The 15,702-nt window shown below is 60.4% G+C and carries 16 protein-coding genes and 1 pseudogene; 4 read left to right on the top strand and 13 right to left on the bottom strand.

Going from position 1 to position 15,702, the window contains the following annotated elements:
* The 4 genes and pseudogenes from QLG03_RS05835 to QLG03_RS05820 form a co-directional block, all read right to left on the bottom strand.
* A pseudogene (locus QLG03_RS05835) lies at positions 1-297 on the bottom strand (hypothetical protein); the annotation flags it as partial.
* A 145-nt stretch (positions 298-442) separates the two neighbouring features.
* On the bottom strand, positions 443-745 hold the full coding sequence (locus tag QLG03_RS05830) for a PTS lactose/cellobiose transporter subunit IIA (protein WP_004205145.1): 303 nt from the start codon (positions 743-745) through the stop codon (positions 443-445).
* A gap of 98 nt (positions 746-843) precedes the next feature.
* Positions 844-2,166, bottom strand: coding sequence for a PTS sugar transporter subunit IIC (locus tag QLG03_RS05825; protein ID WP_023291424.1), 1,323 nt, complete (start codon positions 2,164-2,166; stop codon positions 844-846).
* An 11-nt stretch (positions 2,167-2,177) separates the two neighbouring features.
* Positions 2,178-2,492 carry a PTS sugar transporter subunit IIB gene (locus QLG03_RS05820; protein WP_023291423.1) on the bottom strand — a complete coding sequence of 105 codons (315 nt, stop codon included), beginning with the start codon at positions 2,490-2,492 and terminating at the stop codon, positions 2,178-2,180.
* Here QLG03_RS05820 and QLG03_RS05815 point away from each other — a divergent pair.
* Both QLG03_RS05815 and QLG03_RS05810 read left to right on the top strand, forming a co-directional pair.
* Positions 2,485-2,802 carry a hypothetical protein gene (locus QLG03_RS05815; protein WP_124070018.1) on the top strand — a complete coding sequence of 106 codons (318 nt, stop codon included), beginning with the start codon at positions 2,485-2,487 and terminating at the stop codon, positions 2,800-2,802. The genes QLG03_RS05820 and QLG03_RS05815 overlap by 8 nt on opposite strands.
* A complete protein-coding gene (locus QLG03_RS05810) occupies positions 2,786-3,727 on the top strand; it encodes a LacI family DNA-binding transcriptional regulator (protein WP_032429020.1) in 942 nt (313 codons plus the stop codon). Before QLG03_RS05815 ends, QLG03_RS05810 begins: the two co-directional genes overlap by 17 nt.
* 64 nt (positions 3,728-3,791) lie before the next feature.
* Here QLG03_RS05810 and QLG03_RS05805 read toward each other — a convergent pair whose 3' ends face one another.
* The 8 genes from QLG03_RS05805 to eefA form a co-directional block, all read right to left on the bottom strand.
* Positions 3,792-4,082 (bottom strand): YicS family protein, encoded by a 291-nt coding sequence (locus tag QLG03_RS05805; protein WP_023291415.1) that lies wholly within the window; start codon positions 4,080-4,082, stop codon positions 3,792-3,794.
* A gap of 106 nt (positions 4,083-4,188) precedes the next feature.
* A complete protein-coding gene (locus QLG03_RS05800; protein ID WP_004205129.1) occupies positions 4,189-5,091 on the bottom strand; it encodes a DMT family transporter in 903 nt (300 codons plus the stop codon).
* A 152-nt stretch (positions 5,092-5,243) separates the two neighbouring features.
* Complete coding sequence (murP, locus tag QLG03_RS05795; protein WP_023291414.1) at positions 5,244-6,674, bottom strand: PTS N-acetylmuramic acid transporter subunit IIBC; 1,431 nt, start codon at positions 6,672-6,674, stop codon at positions 5,244-5,246.
* Between the two features lie 24 nt (positions 6,675-6,698).
* Entirely contained in the window at positions 6,699-7,601 is a 903-nt protein-coding gene (gene murQ / locus QLG03_RS05790) for an N-acetylmuramic acid 6-phosphate etherase (RefSeq protein ID WP_023291413.1), read from the bottom strand.
* Between the two features lie 162 nt (positions 7,602-7,763).
* On the bottom strand, positions 7,764-8,927 hold the full coding sequence (locus QLG03_RS05785) for a multidrug effflux MFS transporter (RefSeq protein WP_023291412.1): 1,164 nt from the start codon (positions 8,925-8,927) through the stop codon (positions 7,764-7,766).
* 45 nt (positions 8,928-8,972) lie between these two features.
* A complete protein-coding gene (eefC, locus tag QLG03_RS05780) occupies positions 8,973-10,337 on the bottom strand; it encodes a multidrug efflux RND transporter outer membrane subunit EefC (RefSeq protein WP_032454402.1) in 1,365 nt (454 codons plus the stop codon).
* A gap of 3 nt (positions 10,338-10,340) precedes the next feature.
* A complete protein-coding gene (gene eefB / locus QLG03_RS05775; protein WP_044525073.1) occupies positions 10,341-13,448 on the bottom strand; it encodes a multidrug efflux RND transporter permease subunit EefB in 3,108 nt (1,035 codons plus the stop codon).
* Positions 13,448-14,572, bottom strand: a complete 1,125-nt coding sequence (gene eefA / locus QLG03_RS05770; protein ID WP_032454398.1) for a multidrug efflux RND transporter periplasmic adaptor subunit EefA — start codon at positions 14,570-14,572, stop codon at positions 13,448-13,450. Before eefA ends, eefB begins: the two co-directional genes overlap by 1 nt.
* A gap of 206 nt (positions 14,573-14,778) precedes the next feature.
* On the opposite strand from eefA, the gene QLG03_RS05765 reads away from it, so the two are divergent.
* Positions 14,779-14,901 (top strand): hypothetical protein, encoded by a 123-nt coding sequence (locus QLG03_RS05765; protein WP_032454401.1) that lies wholly within the window; start codon positions 14,779-14,781, stop codon positions 14,899-14,901.
* On the opposite strand, the gene QLG03_RS05760 is transcribed toward QLG03_RS05765, so the two are convergent.
* On the bottom strand, positions 14,861-14,977 hold the full coding sequence (locus QLG03_RS05760; RefSeq protein WP_180264197.1) for a hypothetical protein: 117 nt from the start codon (positions 14,975-14,977) through the stop codon (positions 14,861-14,863). The two genes, QLG03_RS05765 and QLG03_RS05760, sit on opposite strands and share 41 nt — an antisense overlap.
* Here QLG03_RS05760 and QLG03_RS05755 point away from each other — a divergent pair.
* Entirely contained in the window at positions 14,952-15,368 is a 417-nt protein-coding gene (locus tag QLG03_RS05755; protein WP_255989340.1) for a GNAT family N-acetyltransferase, read from the top strand. The genes QLG03_RS05760 and QLG03_RS05755 overlap by 26 nt on opposite strands.
* Positions 15,369-15,702: the final 334 nt, after the last annotated feature.

The following is a 15,702-nucleotide window of genomic DNA, read 5'->3' as shown; positions in this document are numbered from 1 at the left end:
ATATTTCTGGTCGCCGGTCTGGAAATGGGCGCCATAGCGGGCATAGCCGCTGAACTTGAGGCCGAACGGAATCGCCACATCCGGCGAGGCGGCGGTGGTCTGCGGGTTGGTAATGACGTCGACCTTTTTGTCGGCCGCGGCGTCGATTTTCGCCTGGCGGTCGGCCAGTGCTTTATCAACGGCTTTGGCGACAATGGCGTCGATCTGTTCCTGAGTAAATTCTTGCGCCATTACGGAAATTGGGCACAGCGCGGCGACAACCGCCATGGCTAAAGGCAGTTTTTTCACAGTATTCATGGTTATCTCGCTTTAATAATTAATATATTTCAGATAATAACCATCCCATTCTGGCTAAAATAAATAACCAAAATAAGCTGATTTGTTTTTTTAGGGTACAGCGACGCCGGAGAGTAATATTCTCGCTGACGTTATTCCATATTAATTAACGCTGGTACAGATGGATTAATTCTTCTGAGAACTCGCGGGCCAGCAGCGAATTCATCAGATGATCCTGGGCATGTACCATAATAAGCGTCATAGGCTGACGCGCTTCACCGGCATCCTGCTCGATGAGCTGGGTCTGCATCTGATGCGCCCGGCGGGCGTAACCGTCGGCCTCATTTAAGAGTAAACGCGCTTCGTCGATATTTCCGGTTCGGGCCGCATGCAGCGCTTCAAAACATAATGAGCGTGACTGTCCCGCATTGACGATAATTTCCATTACCGCATCTTCTAATTCAATCATGTGTATTCCTGAGGTCTTTATTATTTAATAATGCAGTGAAAGTCCTTTTTCTGCATTATGACGCTGTCATCATATTATCTCTCCGGGGCGGAGAGGAATTAGCTAACGGTTTCTGCCACCGGAACGCTATTTTTGGTTTTCTCAACTTCGGTTTTCATTAAGGAACGTTCATAGGCGCGCAGGAACGGCAGGTAAATCACCGCCGACATCACCATGCAGATAAGGCACATCACTACCGGGCTCAGCGTCCAGTTGGCCGCCCACGAGGCGCCAATCGGTGCCGGCGTGGTCCACGGAGTGAGAGACACCACCTGGCTTAGCCAGCCAAGACGCGTCGCGCCGTAAGCCAGCACCGCGTTGACCATCGGTACGCAGACGAAGGGGATAAACATCATCGGGTTCATGATGATCGGCGCCCCGAACAGGATCGGCTCGTTGATATTAAAGAAGCTCGGCACGATGCCCATCTTGCCGATGGTGCGCAGATGAGTGGCCCGGCTACGCAGCAGCAGGAAGGCCAGCGGCAGGGTCGAACCGACGCCGCCAATCAGCAGATAGTGATCCCAGAAACCCTGCAGATAGACGTGCGGCAGCACCGTGCCGGCCGCCAGCGCCGCCTGGTTTGCCGACAGGTTGGCCATCCAGAACGGGTTCATAATGCCGGTGACAATCAGCGAGCCGTGGATCCCGGCGAACCAGAAAATCTGGCACATCAGAACGGAGAGCAAAATCGCCGGCAGCGAGTCGGAGGCGGAAACCAGCGGCTCCAGCAGATGCATGATCGCCTGCGGCAGGATCATCCCGGTCTGCGCTTCGATAAACAGGTTCAGCGGATGCAAAGTACCAATCACCACCAGCACCGGGATCAGGATTTCAAATGAACGGGCGACGCCGGTCGGCACCTCTTTCGGCAGACGGATGGTGATGTTGTTTTGCTTCAGCCACGCGTAGACGCGGGTGGAGTAGATGGCGGTGATCAGGGCGGTAAAAATGCCCTGGCCGGACAGATACTGAGTGGAAATTTTACCATCGGCATAGGGCGCGGCGACCAGCAGGAAGGCCATAAACGCCAGCAGACCGGACATCACCGGATCGAGCTGAAACTGACGACCGAGGCTGGCGCCAATGCCGACCGAGATAAAGAAGGTCATTACGCCCATGCTGAGGTTAAACGGCAGCATCAGCTGTTCGCGGTAGTGCTGGGAGAAATCGAGCCAGCCGCGGGCAAAGCCGTTGGTGGTATCGGGTGAAAACGGCGGAAAGATAAATACCAGCATGAAAGAGCCGATGATCATAAACGGCAATGCGGCAGTGAAGCCATCGCGGATAGCGATAACATATTTCTGCTGCCCAAGGCGTCCTGCCAGCGGAGTAATAGATTGCTCGATCACGGCAATCATGGACTGATACAGAGAACTCATTTCAACACCTCTCAGTGCGCCGCTGGGATCAGCGACAGAGCATAATTCAGGACGTTGTCTCCCCGCTGCATACCGTAGTCCATCGTATCGATGGGCTGAACCGGAATGTTCAGGGAAGCCGCTTTGTCAGACAGGGTTTTCAACATGTATTTCACCTGGGGGCCAAGCAACACCACCTGATACTGCGGAAACTGGATGTCAAATTCGGAAACGCCATAGGCGTCAATCTGCACCGGCAGATCACGTTCATTCGCCGCCTCCACCATCTTTCTGACCAGCAGACTGGTGGACATTCCGGCAGAACAGCACAGCATAATCTTGTACATCGACGACCATCCTCAAAATGTAAAAAGTTATTGCGTGGATGATTTGATATCAGACGGAAACCGGTTTCCATTTATAAAAAGCAGAACTGTGATAGTGGTCAAGATCTCCTGCTTATGGGGCGGATTTATTGGATTTGGCTCACATTATTCTGTCGATTTGGCGATGTTTTGCGCTGAAATGGAAAATCGGTTTCCAAACAAATGGCGAAATGGATATACTGCGCTGGTCATAATTGAAGCGATTCAGGTTTACGGGATTTTAGCGGGGCGCGGCGCCCGCGCAGGGGAAAATGATGTCGACAATCAATGATGTTTCACGACTTGCCGGGGTTTCCAAAGCCACGGTGTCGCGAGTGTTGAGCGGCTCACGTGGCGTGAAGGAGGCCAGTCGTCAGGCGGTGCTGCAGGCGGCGGAAACGCTCAATTACCGGCCAAACATGATAGCCCAGTCGTTGCTTAGCCAGTCCACCGGCTGCATCGGCGTCATCTGCGCCCAGGACAATATCAATCAAACCACCAGCTATCTCTACGCCCTGGAAAAACAGCTCAGCCAGCACCAGAAGCACCTGCTGCTGCGCTTCGCCAACACCAGCAGCGGCGTGATGAACTCGCTGGAGGAGTTGACCTGCGGGCTGTGCGATAACGTGCTGATCATCGGCGCGCGTTTTCCTCTGAATATTAACCGCCCGGACGTGGTGCTGGTGGACTGCCTCGACAGCGAGGGCGAAAACAGCATTCAGTTCGATCACGCCTTCGCCGCCGAAACCGCCTGTCACTATCTGATAAGCCAGGGCAGAAGGCAGATTGCGCTGATCCATCCCCAGAGCAGCGGCTTCGCCGATCAGGTGCTGCTGGGCTACAAGCACGCGCTGGAAAAAAACTTTTTGCCGTTTAATCGCAATCTGGTGTTTCTGGATAACACCTCGCCGTCGGTGGCGGTGCAGGAGCTGGTCAATAACGCCACGACGCTGAACTTTAACGCGCTGCTGGTGAGCGATGAACAGCAGGCGCAGCGCGTGGTGCCGCAGCTGCAGGCGTTTAACCGCGCCGTTCCGCAAAATGTGATGGTGTTTAGCCTCGCCGGATCGTTACAGCTGCCCGGTATCCCGACTATCCCGGCGATTGAATATTCCATGGACGCGATGGCGTCGCGGATCGTCAACTGGTTGACCGAGAAAACGGACAACCCGGGCGGCAGCCCGCTGCGCGGCGATTTAATTATTCCGAAGCACTAAACGCAGCACTCACCGAGATCCCCCGCCGTCTGTCCACGACAGGACGGCGGTCATGCCGAGATGGCTATTTGGCCGGACAGACGATTTTGTCGATCGCGGCCTGGTAGCTTTTCTGGTTATTGCGCTCTTTCGCCAGCGTTGCTTCGCGGACCGCGTTCTTGTTGCCGTCGGTCGCCAGCACGTTATTGGCAAAATCGTTGTCGCTGAGGTGGCTTGCTGGCGCGCATTTTTCCTTCACCGCTTTAAGCACCTGCTGCTTTTGCTGTTCGAACTGCAGGCTTTGCAGCGGTGATTCAGCCCACGCCGACGTGGCGCTCAGGGCGGTGACCAGGCATACCATCCAACATGCTTTCATCAGGCTTCTCCTTCCGTAATCGCTTCCGTCAACTATATGCGCAGGCGGGCAAACACGCAAATAGCGGTTAATTTAACTTGTTGAAAAGGCGTTTGTTATCATCGCCTCAGGCGGCTCTCACCCGCCGCCGCGAGTCGATGGCGATCAGCACCACCGAGGCCAGGATCAGCAGCGTGCCCAGCCAGTCCGGCAGCGTGAAGGTGATCCCCAGCAGCAGAAGCGACAGCAGGGCGCTGCTCAGCGGTTCGGCGCAGCTGAGGATCCCGGCTTTGGCGCCGCCAATCTTCTGCGCGCCGTTAAGATAAAGGCTGAAGGTCAGCGAAGTACCGATCACCACCAGGTAGAAAAAGGCTAACAGCAGGCTGCCGTTAACCACAAAATCGGTGCCCTGGCCGCCATAAAACGGCAGCAGCATCGCGCCGCCGAACAGCATGCTCCATCCCACGATCGGCAGCGTCCCGTAGCGGGCAATCAGCGTCGAGGGATAGGTGGTATAAAACGCGGCGGCAAACGCCGAGGCGATCCCCCAGAACAGCGCCGCCGGCGAAATCGACAGCGTCGTCGGGTTGCCGTGGGTCACCAGCAGAAAGGTGCCTGCCAGCGAGGTGCAGATAGCCCCCAGCACCAGCGGAGTGGGGCGCGCTTTACGGGCGAGGGCGAACCAGGCGACGATGATCGTCGGGGACAGGAACTGCAGCACCGTGGCCGTGGCGGCATTCGATTTTTCAATGGTCATCAGAAAGGTGAACTGCACGGTTAACGCGCCAAACAGCGAGAAAAACAGCAGGCTGACGGCGTCGCGGCGGTTTTGCAGCACGCGGAAAATGCGGTCGCCGTGAACAAAGCCGAGCATCAACAGGATCAGCCCGGCGAACAGCAGACGCGTCATGGTCAGAAACGGCGACGACATCTGGCTTTCCTGCATAATAAACTGCGCGCACACCCCGGAACTGCCCCACAGCACGGCGGCAATCAGTACGTTCAGCATCCCTTTTTTGCTGGAGCCCATCTTTTCCTCTGGCGAAATATGACAAAGGGGAATCATAGCATGCGCCCGCCCGGGGCGGCGGGGCAGGAAATGGTAGTCGGGCGCGGCGGTACAACTATTTTGCAGGCCCGGTAAGGCGAAGCCGCCGCCGGGCATTAACCGACAATCGCGTTCTAACTTAAATCGACATTTTTACTGCCGAACAGCCAGGTGAGCGCAAAGCCGCACAGGTAGGAGACCGCCAGTCCGCCGGCGTAGACCGCCATCCCGGCGTAAATCCCGCTGCCGGAGGTCATCAGCGGCAGCGCCACCAGGCCGGACGGACCAAACACCGTGTTCAGGCCGACCGGCAGCCCCAGCCAGGCGATCAGCCCGACGAAGAAGCCGCCGCAGGCGCCGCCGAGGCAGGCGGTGACAAACGGCTTCATCCGCGGCAGGGTGACGCCGTAGATTAGCGGCTCGCCAATCCCGAGGAAGCCCGGAATAATCGCCCCCTTAATCTGGGTTCGCAGCAGCGAATCGCGCTTCGCCCGCCAGAACAGCGCCAGCGCCGCCCCCACCTGCCCGGCCCCGGCCATCGCCAGGATTGGGAACAGCGAGTTAAAGCCCTGGGCATCCACCAGCGCAAAATAGACCGGGACAAACCCCTGATGGACGCCGAACATCACCGCCAGCAGGAACAGACCGGCCAGCACCGCCGAGCCAAACGGATTGCCGTTAAGATGCAGGAACAGCCACGACATGCCGGTAAACAACCAGCCGCCAATCGGCATGATCACCGTAAAGGTCACCGCGCCCATGATCAGCAGCGTCACCGCCGAGGTGAGGATCATATCGAGGTTGGCCGGCATGACCCGCCGCACCTGGCGTTCAACCCACGCCCCAAGGATGGCGGCGATCAATACGCCGATGATATTGCCGCGCGGATCGATACCGTGGCCGAAGAAGGTGGAGATCCCGGCGTAGACGCCGCTGGTCGCCTCCGGGTTGTAGCCCAGCACGAACAGCGAGGCGATAATCGCGCCGTTCACGCCGGAGCCGCCGAACGCCTTCTGGGCGTTATAGCCAATCAGGATACTCAGGAAGGTGAACATCCCTTTGCTGAATACCTTCATATAGCCAATCAGCGCCACCAGGCTGGCGTTCGGATGGGCGTTCTCCAGCACGAAAACCTGTTCCGCCAGGGTGGCGAAGCCCAGCAGCAGCCCGACGGCGATAAAGCCGGGGATCAGCGGCGTAAAAATGGTGGCGAATTTGGCGAGAAACTTCTGCACCGCGCTGGTCTGCTTGCCCTTCAGCGCCTGTTTTTTCTCCGCCGCGACGTCGGCCAGCGTCGGCGCGGCGGGCGCCTCCTCCAGCAGGCCGTTCATCATCTCGGCGGCGGTTTGCGCCTTGCCGGGGCCGAGCACCACCTGGAACTGCTCGTCGCTGACGATCACCCCCATCACGCCGTCAATCTGGCGGATGGCGGCGGTGTCGGCCAGGCCTTCATCGCGCAGGGTCAAGCGCAGGCGCGTCATGCAGTTGCCTGCCTGCGCGACGTTAGCGGCGCCGCCTGCGTGGGCGAGGATCCGCGCTATCATCTCTTTCGTTATTTTTGCCATTGCCCGTTACCTGTCTGTCGGCGCTCAGGTGTTGCTGAGCGCCTTGCGGATATAGCCGTTGTTCTTCGCCAGCAGCGACTGCGCCGCTTCGGCGCTTAAGTCCGCCAGCACCATCACGATCGCCGTTTTACAGTGGCGGCCGCAGGCCTCCAGCGCCTTCTGGGCAGTGGGACGATCGCAGTCGGTCGCCTCCATCACGATGGAAACCTGGCGCTCAATCAGCTTGGCGTTGGTCGCTTCGACGTCGACCATCAGGTTGCTGTAGACCTTGCCGACGCGGATCATCGCCCCGGTGGAGATCATGTTCAGCACCAGCTTCTGCGCGGTACCGGCTTTCAGGCGGGTCGAGCCGGTCACTACCTCCGGGCCGACCACCGGGGTGATGGCGACGTCCGCCAGCTGAGCCATTTCGCCATGCGGGTTACAGCTGACGATGGCGACAAAGGCATTCTGACGATGGGCATACTCCATGGCGCCAATGACGTACGGCGTGCGTCCGCTGGCCGCCAGCCCCACCAGTACATCGCGGTTGCTGAAGTTCAGGTTCTGCAGATCCATCGCCCCCTGCGCTTTGTTGTCTTCCACGTTTTCCACGGCGCTGAGAATCGCTTTATGTCCGCCGGCGATGATCCCCACCACCTGCTCCGGGCGGGTGCCAAAGGTCGGCGGGCATTCGCTGGCATCGAGGATCCCCAGACGCCCTGAGGTGCCAGCGCCGATATAAATCAAGCGGCCACCGGCCTGCAGCGCCGTCGCGACCTTATCCACCACCTCGGCAATCTGCGGCAGATAGGGCGTAATCGCCTGGGCCACCTGCTGGTCTTCCTGGTTTATCACCGTCAGCATCTCGAGGGTGGAAAGGGTGTCAATGTTGGCGCTGTTGGCGTTGCGTCGCTCGGTCAGCAGTTTGCTCAGGTCAATACTCATAGAAACCTCGTTATTCTCAGTCGTGCGCAGTATAAGGAATTATTTATTCCTTGCCTGTGAAGAGTATCACGATTAGTTCGAGGAGAATAATATGAGAATGGTAGAGATGGCGGGAAATAGTGCGGTAATCAAGGTGGAATATTTTATTACCGCACCTGGCGTTTAGCGCGCGCCGCGCGGCTGGCTGAGGCCCATCAGCAGCGCCAGCAGGTAGCAGATCGCCATCGCGAGGCTCATCTTCAGCATCGTTTCGCCGCCGAGGCCCGCCAACGGCGCGGCGATGCCGCCGAAAACAAACATCAAGGTGCCCATCAGCGCGGACGCGGTCCCGGACTGGGCGGCGTCGACGGCGCTCATCGCTTCCGCGCCGGCGACGGTACTGATGCCGCTCATCAGCGACACGGTAAAAAACAGGCCGACCAGCGCCAGAACCGGCAGCTGCAGCCAGGCAAACAGCAGCATGATCGCCGCGCAGCCCACTGCCAGCGTCAGGCCGCCGCGCAGCAGGCCTTCGGCGCTGAAGCGGCGCGCCAGACGGGAAAAGATCATCGCCGCGATAATCAGCCCGATACCGTTCAGACCAAACAGCAGGCTGAACTGCATGGCGCTCATGCCGTATTCGCTCTGCATTACGAAGGAAGAGGAGCCGATGTAGGAGAACAGCCCGGCCATCATAAACGCCTGAATCAGGCAGAAGCGCAGAAAACGACGATTCTTCAGCACCGGCTGGCCGGGCCGCTGGCGGGCGGCATGGGTCGCCGCGGCCGGGCGCGTTTCCCGCAGGATAGTCAGGCTCATGACCAGCAGCGCGCCGCCAATGGCGGCCATCGTCCAGAAGAGAATTCGCCAGTCGAAGGCGGTGATCACGTAGCCGCCCAGCACCGGGGACAGGACCGGCGCAATGCCGTTCACCGTCATCAGCAGGGCGAAAAACTGGGTCAGCAGGGTGCCCTGATATTTATCGCGGGCGATGGAGCGCGACAGCACCGAGCCGCCGGCGCCGGCGAAGCCCTGTAAAAAGCGCCAGACAATCAGCATGTTGATATCCCGGGTCAGGGCGCACATCGCCGAAGAGAAGATAAACAACAGCAGGGACAGCGCCAGCGGTTTCAGGCGGCCAATGCGGTCGCTCAGCGGGCCGAAAAACAGCTGACCCAGGCCGAGGCCAATCAGCGCGGCGGTCAGCGACAGCTGGGTCTGGGTGCTGGTGGCCTGCAGCTGCTGAGTGATCTCCGGCAGCGCCGGCAGATAAAAATCTGTGCACAGCGGCCCAATGCCCGACAGCAGGCCGAGGATCAGCGCCCAGGAGAGGGAAACACGTGGCATAACGATTCCTTACAGAAGCCGGGCGCGGTCGCCCGGCGGGTGAAATTAACTGGCGCCGCCGCCCAGCGACTGCCAGAGGGTGATCCGGTTATTGAGGTCGGTTTGCTGCAGGGACAGCAGCGTCGTCTTCGCCGACCACAGCGTGCGCTGGGCGGTGAGCACCGACAGATAATCGCCGACCCCAGCCTGATAGCTCTTCATGGCGATATCCAGCGAGGTCTGCTCGGCGGCGACATACTGTTGCTGGGCATCGAGCTCTTCATTTAGCGTTTCCCGGCGCGCCAGCGCATCGGCAACGTCCTTAAAGGCGCTCTGAATCGATTTCTCGTAGGTGGCGATCAGCCCCTTCTTCTCCGCTTCCGCATAGCGCAACTGTGCCAGGTTGCTGCCGCCGGTGAACAGCGGCAGGCTGATGGAGGGGGCGAACGACCACACCTGCATCCCGTGGCTGAACAGCGACGACAGCGAGTCGCTGCCGACGCCGGCGCTGGCGGTCAGGGAAATCGACGGGAAGAAGTTCGCCCGCGCCGCGCCGATATCGGCATTGGCGCTCTTCAGATTATGCTCCGCTTCCTGAATATCCGGCCGGCGCAGCAGCACCGACGATGACACCCCCGCCGGCACCAGGGCGATGCAGTTATCCCCGAGACTGTCGAGGGTGCCGGGCAGCAGGCTCTCCGGCACGGTTTCCCCCGCCAGCAGGTTAATAGCGTTTTTATCCTGCGCCACCAGCGTGCGGTAGCTGGCGACGCTGGCGCGCGCCTGCTGATAGACGCTTTCCGCCGAGCTTAAATCGCCGGCGGAGGCGGTGCCCACCGCCATCTGACGGGCGACGATGTTGCGCGAGTTTGCTGCGCTGTCCATGGTCTGCTGCGCCAGCGCCAGATTGCTGTTATCCGTCGCCAGGGTCACCCAGGCGGTGGTCAAATCGGCAATCATCGTCAGCCGGGTATTCTGCGCGGTGAATTCGCTGGCAAGCCAGGTTTCGCGCGCCGCGCGCGACAGGCTCTGGTTCTTGCCAAACAGATCCAGCTCGAAGCTGGAGACCGCGCCGTCGGCCTGCGAAGCGGAGCTCAGGCCGCTGGCCACCGTTTTGCTGCGCGTATGGCTCAGCTCGGCATCGACGGTGGGGAACAGCGACGCCCGCGTCTCGCCGTACTGGGCGCGCGCGGCCTCGATATCGGCCAGCGCCTTTTGCACATCGCGGTTGCTGTTCAGCGCGATACTGACCACTTTTTTCAGCCGCGCGTCATTGACCACTTTCTGCCAGTCGCCGACCACCGCCGTCGATTCGCCGTGCGCCCCGGGGAGGGTAGCCGGCACCGGCGCGGCCGGGCGATCATAATGCGGATCAAGCGAGACGCAGCCCGCGGTCAGGAGCGCGATAAACATAAAACTCAAACGAAACATACCTTACTCCTGAGAAGAACGTTGGCGGGTGAAGAAGCGTTTCACCAGCACGAAGAACAGCGGTACGAAGAACACCGCCAGCAGGGTGGCCGTCAGGGTGCCGCCGATGATGCCGGTGCCGATCGCCACGCGGCTGTTGGCCCCGGCGCCGGTGGCGATGGCCAGCGGTAGCACCCCGGCGATAAACGCCAGCGAGGTCATGACAATCGGGCGCAGACGGGTCTGCGCGGCGCGGATCGCCGCCCGGGAGAGCGAATAACCCTCATCCACTGCGGATTCAGCGAACTCCACGATCAGGATGGCGTTCTTCGACGACAGGCCGATGGTGGTCAGCAGCGCCACCTGGAAGTAGACGTCGTTGCTTAAGCCGCGCAGCGTCGCCGCCAGCGCCGCGCCGAGCAGGCCGAGCGGGATGACCATGATCACCGAGAACGGCACCGACCAGCTCTCATACAGCGCCGCCAGGCACAGGAACACCACCAGAATCGAGATGGCGTACAGGCTCATCGCCTGGCCGCTGGCCAGCTTTTCCTGCAGCGAAATGCCGCTCCACGCCCAGGTGGAGCCCGCCGGCAGGCTGTCGGCCAGCTTTTCCATCTTGTCCATCGCCGCGCCGGAGCTGAAGCCGGCGGCGTTTTCGCCCTGGATCTCAAAGGCGGCGGAGCCGTTGTAGCGCACCAGGCTTTCCGGACCGTATTGCCAGTGGGTGGTGGCGAAGGCGGAGAAGGGCGTCATGCTGTTATCGCTGCCGCGAACGAACCATTTGCCGAGGTCGGAGGGCACGGCGCGCGCGTCGCTCTCGCCCTGGATGTACACCTTCTTCACCCGGCCGCGGTCGATAAAGTCATTCACGTAGGTACCGCCCCAGGCGCTGGAGAGGGTATCGGTCACGTCGCTCAGCGACAGCCCCAGCGATACCGCTTTGTTGTTATCGATATCCACCTGCAGCTGCGGCATCTGCGGCAGGTCGTTGGCGCGCACCGACTGCAGCTCGCCGCTCTGGTTGGCCGCGGCCAGCAGCTGACTGCGCAGCTTCATCAGGCTGTCGCGGTCGGTACCGCCGCTGGCCATCAGCTCGAAGGTGAAGCCGTTGCTCTGTCCGAGACCGTCCACCGACGGCGGGGTCATGGCGAACAGGGTGGCGTCGCGGATCGTCCCCAGCTCTTTATTGGCGCGCAGGGCGATGGCCTGGGCGGTATTGTCGTCGCCTTTGCGCTGCGACCAGTTGTTCAGCGACACGAAGGCCATCCCGGCGTTCTGACCGCTGCCGCTAAAGCTGAAGCCGTCGACGGTGAAAATGACGTTGGTATTGGCTTTCTCTTTGGTCAGGAACCAGTCGGTGACCTGGCGACGCACCTCGGCGGTACGCACCGCGGTGGCCCCGGCGGGCAGGGTGTACTGGACCATGATCTCGCCCTGGTCCTCCACCGGCAGAAAGCTGCCCGGCAGTTTCCACATCGCCAGCGCCATCGCCCCGCAAATCAGGACGTAAGCGCCCATCATCACCGCGCCACGGCGCAGGCCGCCGAGCACGCGGCGCTGGTAGCCCGCTTCCGTGCGCCCCCACAGGCGGTTAAACGCGCCGAAGAACCCTTTGGTATGAGGCCTGGAGTGGCTGAGCAGCGCGCCGCACAGCGCCGGGGTGAGGGTCAGGGCCACCACCACCGACAGCATCATCGCCGAGATAATGGTCACCGAGAACTGGCGATAAATGACCCCGGTCGAGCCGCCGAAGAAGGCCATCGGCAGAAAGACCGCCGACAGGACCAGGGCGATCGCCACCAGCGCGCCGGAGATTTCGCCCATCGATTTTTCGGTGGCTTCCCGGGCGGGCAGCCCTTCGTCGCGCATAATGCGCTCGACGTTCTCCACCACCACAATGGCGTCGTCCACCAGCAGGCCGATCGCCAGCACCATGGCGAACAGCGTCAGGGTGTTAATCGAGTAGCCGAACAGCGCCAGCACGCCGAAGGTGCCGAGCAGCACCACCGGGACCGCTACCGCCGGGATCAGCGTGGCGCGGAAGTTCTGCAGGAACAGATACATCACGCAGACCACGAGGATAATCGCTTCGAAAAGGGTCTGAATCACGTCTTCGACCGAGATTTTGATGAACTCGGTGCTGTCCTTTGGATAGGCGATATCGTAGCCCTGCGGCATCTGACGCTGGAATTCGGCGATTTTGCTTTTCACCAGGGTCGCGGTGTCCAGCGCGTTGGCGCCGGGGGCCATCATCACCGCGATCCCGGCGGCCGGGTGGCCGTTGAGATTGGCGGTAGCGGTGTAATCCTCGCTGCCCATCTCCACCCGCGCGACATCGCTCAGGCGCACCACCGAGCCGTCGGCCTGGCTTTTCACGATGATCGCTTTGAACTGGTCAGGGGTTTGCAGCCGCGACTGCGCGCGCACGGTGGCGGTCAGCTGCTGGGCGCTGGACGATGGCAGGGCGCCGATTTTACCAGCGGAGACCTGCACGTTCTGCGCCTCAATCGCCGACTGGACGTCGGAAGGCATCAGCGAGTAGGAGGCGAGTTTAGTCGGGTCCATCCAGACGCGCATCGCGTATTCGGCGCCGAACACCTGCAGGCTGCCGACGCCCTCTACGCGCGCCAGCGGGTCCTGCAGGTTGCTGACCAGCCAGTCGGAGATATCGGAGCTGGTGGCGCGGTCGGTTTTGTCATACACCGCGAGGATCAGCAGGAAGCTGCTCTGCGATTTTTCCACCGTCACGCCGGACTGCTGGACTTCGCTCGGCAGCCGCGATTCCGCCTGCTGGACTTTGTTCTGCACCTGCACCTGGGCGGTGTCCGGGTCGGTCCCCTGCTCAAAGGTGACGGTGATGCTGACCGAGCCGTCGGAGCTGCTGGTGGAGCTGAAGTAGAGCAGATGGTCGAGGCCGGTAAGCTGCTGCTCGATCACCTGGGTGACGCTGTTCTCCAGGGTTTCGGCAGAGGCGCCGGTGTAGGTGGCGGAGATTTTCACCGCCGGCGGGGCGACGTCCGGGTACTGGCCTACCGGCAGAGTGCGGATCGCCAGCACGCCGGCGAGCATAATCAGAATGGCGATCACCCAGGCAAAGACCGGGCGACGCACGAAGAAACGGGAGAACATCAGGCGTTGCCTCCGTTATTGTTGACGGCAACGGCCTTCACCGTCTGGCCAGGGGCCACTTTACCCGTGCCTTCGACGATCAGCTTGTCGCCCGCTTTCAGGCCGCTCAGCACCAGCCATTTATCGCCGTAGGTGTCGCCGGTTTCCACGGCGCGCTGCGCAACTTTGTTGTCGGCATCGACCACCAGCGCCGTGGCGTCGCCTTTGGCATCGCGGGTAATCCCCTGCTGCGGGGCGAGGATCGCGTCGTTCATGATGCCTTCATCGATGCGCGCGCGGACAAACATCCCCGGCAGCAGGACGTGCTGCGGGTTGGGGAAGATGGCGCGCAGGGTTACCGAGCCGGTGGATTCATCGACGGCGACTTCGGTGAGCGCCAGACGCCCTTTTTCGCTGTAGGTGCTGCCATCTTCAAGGATTAACGTCACGCTGAGGGTATCGCTGTTGCTGGCCAGGCTTTGTTTGCGTAAACGCAGGAGATCGACGCTGGAGCGCGTCAGATCGACATACATGGTGTCGAGCCCGCGGATCGTCGCCAGCGCGGTATCCTGATCGGCGGAGACCAGCGCCCCCGGCGTGACCGACGAGATGCCGATGCGTCCGGCAATCGGCGCGGTGACGGTGGTCCAGTTCAGGTTGATGCGCGCGCTCTCCAGCGCCGCTTTCTTCGATGCCACGCTGGCCTTGTCCTGGGCGCAGGTGGAGGCGGCGTCGTCGGCATCCTGGCGGGAGACGCCGTTATCCCGGACCAGCGACGCGTAGCGCTGAGCCTTCTGGCAATCGGAGACCACCAGCGCCTGGGCCTGTTTCAGCGCTGCCGCCGCTTCATTCCAGGTCGCGCGATAGCTGGAGGGATCGATCTGGTAAAGGGCCTGCCCGGCCTTCACCATATCGCCTTCGGTAAACAGGCGCTTCTGGATGATGCCGCCCACCTGCGGGCGTACTTCGGCGCTGAGCGAGGCGGTGGTGCGGCCGGTGAGCTGGCTGACTACCGGAACCGGCTGGCTTTGCAGAGTGACCACGCCCACTTCCGGCGTGGGTTGCTGCGGGGCAGATGTCTGCGCATTATCGCATCCGCTGAGGAGAAATAATGCTGTCGCGATGGGAGCTATGATGTATTTCATTATATTTTCTCAAGATATAAGACGTCCGCCCCGTTTATTTAAAAACGAGGGAATAGGTTGGGCGCTGAGGCATTTTCGGCTAAGCGAAAATGACAAAAAAGGAACACAGATGTTCCTGAACGTGATTGTTATTGTGTCTCCGCTGAAGCCAACCTCTTCGGCCTTCAGGAGGTGAAAAGCGCATCTCCTCTGGTTTTGTGGTGAGAATGATCATTCTCATTTTTTCCCATTATACGATCCGCCGCGATAATGGAAAGGTTTTTTTGCTTACTTTTAGAACGCAAAAAATTAAGGCAAATAATCATGGAGAAAATAAGAATTTTTTGTGAAAGTGGAGAGGAAAAATAACCTTTCGGCACCGTGATACTGGAGATAGTTAATGGCGTTAATTATTACAAAAAGCATTAATCCCGACGACCAACAAGAATTGTTTGCCGGTCTGCGGCACTATAATCAGCAGTATCTTGATGCGGCGCAGTTTGGCGATCTGGGCGTTTACTCCCGCGATGCGCAAGGGGTGATGCAGGGCGGGCTGATTGCCAAACGTAAGGGTAACTGGCTGTGCATTGAGTATCTGTGGGTCAGCGAAGCGACGCGCGGTCGCGGACTGGGGAGCGAGCTGATGCAGGAGGCGGAGCGGCAGGCGCAGGCGCAGGGCTGCAGCCATCTGCTGGTGGATACCTTTAGCTTCCAGGCGCTGCCGTTTTATCAGAAATTAGGCTATAAGCTGCAGATGTCGCTGCCCGACTTCCCGCACGCGGGGATGCAGCGTCACTATTTGTCGAAGGCGCTGTAACGGTCCTGATATCGCCGGGCGGTCAGGTACCGTACCTGTGATTGTGCCGGATGGCGGCATAAATGCCTTATCCGGCCTACACAGTTCTCCCGTCGTTTCGCCCCACCCAGGACCGGCAAGCGCAGCGCCGCCGGGCAGGATATCAGGCACGGCACCTGTATTCTTGCCGGGTGGCGGCTGCGCCTTACCCGGCCTACGGTTCGTGCTGTGCCCGCCATGATGCCGAGCGGCCTGTTGTTGATATACCCACTTGCGCGACTGAAACTGCCGGTGCTGGCGGCCTCAAAATCGCTGAGACGTTCCCGGAAGGCCGGGGCAGCCCGCATGGATGCGG

Source organism: Klebsiella sp. V115_8, assembly GCF_029967715.1.
Classification (GTDB): Bacteria; Pseudomonadota; Gammaproteobacteria; order Enterobacterales; family Enterobacteriaceae; genus Klebsiella; species Klebsiella quasipneumoniae.
Note: the sequence above shows the minus strand (reverse complement) of the source record. Positions and strands in the feature narration are given on the sequence as shown.

Excerpts from the sequence above, each read along its gene's own strand:
- QLG03_RS05830 (WP_004205145.1), bottom strand. The coding sequence starts at position 745 with ATGATTGAATTAGAAGATGCGGTAATGGAAATTATCGTCAATGCGGGA.
- QLG03_RS05825 (WP_023291424.1), bottom strand. The coding sequence starts at position 2,166 with ATGAGTTCTCTGTATCAGTCCATGATTGCCGTGATCGAGCAATCTATT.
- QLG03_RS05820 (WP_023291423.1), bottom strand. The coding sequence starts at position 2,492 with ATGTACAAGATTATGCTGTGCTGTTCTGCCGGAATGTCCACCAGTCTG.
- QLG03_RS05810 (WP_032429020.1), top strand. The coding sequence starts at position 2,786 with ATGTCGACAATCAATGATGTTTCACGACTTGCCGGGGTTTCCAAAGCC.
- QLG03_RS05805 (WP_023291415.1), bottom strand. The coding sequence starts at position 4,082 with ATGAAAGCATGTTGGATGGTATGCCTGGTCACCGCCCTGAGCGCCACG.
- QLG03_RS05800 (WP_004205129.1), bottom strand. The coding sequence starts at position 5,091 with ATGGGCTCCAGCAAAAAAGGGATGCTGAACGTACTGATTGCCGCCGTG.
- murP (WP_023291414.1), bottom strand. The coding sequence starts at position 6,674 with ATGGCAAAAATAACGAAAGAGATGATAGCGCGGATCCTCGCCCACGCA.
- murQ (WP_023291413.1), bottom strand. The coding sequence starts at position 7,601 with ATGAGTATTGACCTGAGCAAACTGCTGACCGAGCGACGCAACGCCAAC.
- QLG03_RS05785 (WP_023291412.1), bottom strand. The coding sequence starts at position 8,927 with ATGCCACGTGTTTCCCTCTCCTGGGCGCTGATCCTCGGCCTGCTGTCG.
- eefC (WP_032454402.1), bottom strand. The coding sequence starts at position 10,337 with ATGTTTCGTTTGAGTTTTATGTTTATCGCGCTCCTGACCGCGGGCTGC.
- eefB (WP_044525073.1), bottom strand. The coding sequence starts at position 13,448 with ATGTTCTCCCGTTTCTTCGTGCGTCGCCCGGTCTTTGCCTGGGTGATC.
- eefA (WP_032454398.1), bottom strand. The coding sequence starts at position 14,572 with ATGAAATACATCATAGCTCCCATCGCGACAGCATTATTTCTCCTCAGC.
- QLG03_RS05765 (WP_032454401.1), top strand. The coding sequence starts at position 14,779 with ATGATCATTCTCATTTTTTCCCATTATACGATCCGCCGCGATAATGGA.
- QLG03_RS05755 (WP_255989340.1), top strand. The coding sequence starts at position 14,952 with ATGGCGTTAATTATTACAAAAAGCATTAATCCCGACGACCAACAAGAA.
- QLG03_RS05760 (WP_180264197.1), bottom strand. The coding sequence starts at position 14,977 with ATGCTTTTTGTAATAATTAACGCCATTAACTATCTCCAGTATCACGGT.